At 41.7% G+C, this 259-nt stretch carries 1 protein-coding gene; it reads left to right on the top strand.

The window, feature by feature from the left end; genetic code table 11:
- The coding region (locus tag ACH13J_RS18525; protein WP_397544813.1) for a DNA gyrase subunit A at positions 1 to 259 on the top strand (259 nt) is incomplete at both ends.

Here is a 259-nt window from a genome sequence, read left to right as displayed (position 1 = left end):
AAATAACTTATTCCAAAACACGCAGTTGGAAAACTCTTTCAGCATTAACATGGTGTGCTTAGACAACGGCCAGCCAAAGTTAATGAACTTGAAAGACATTGTTGCGGCATTTATTCGTCACCGCCAAGAAGTAGTGACGCGTCGTACTATGTTTGAGTTGCGCAAAGCACGTGAGCGCGGCCATATTTTAGAAGGTTTGACGGTAGCATTAGCAAATATTGATGCGATCATTGAAACCATTAAAACTTCTGCAAACCCA

This window comes from Roseovarius salis (assembly GCF_044472985.1).
Classification (GTDB): domain Bacteria; phylum Pseudomonadota; class Alphaproteobacteria; order Rhodobacterales; family Rhodobacteraceae; genus Roseovarius; species Roseovarius salis.
The sequence above is the reverse complement of the archived record's forward strand: the minus strand, read 5'-3'. Positions and strand labels throughout refer to the sequence as shown.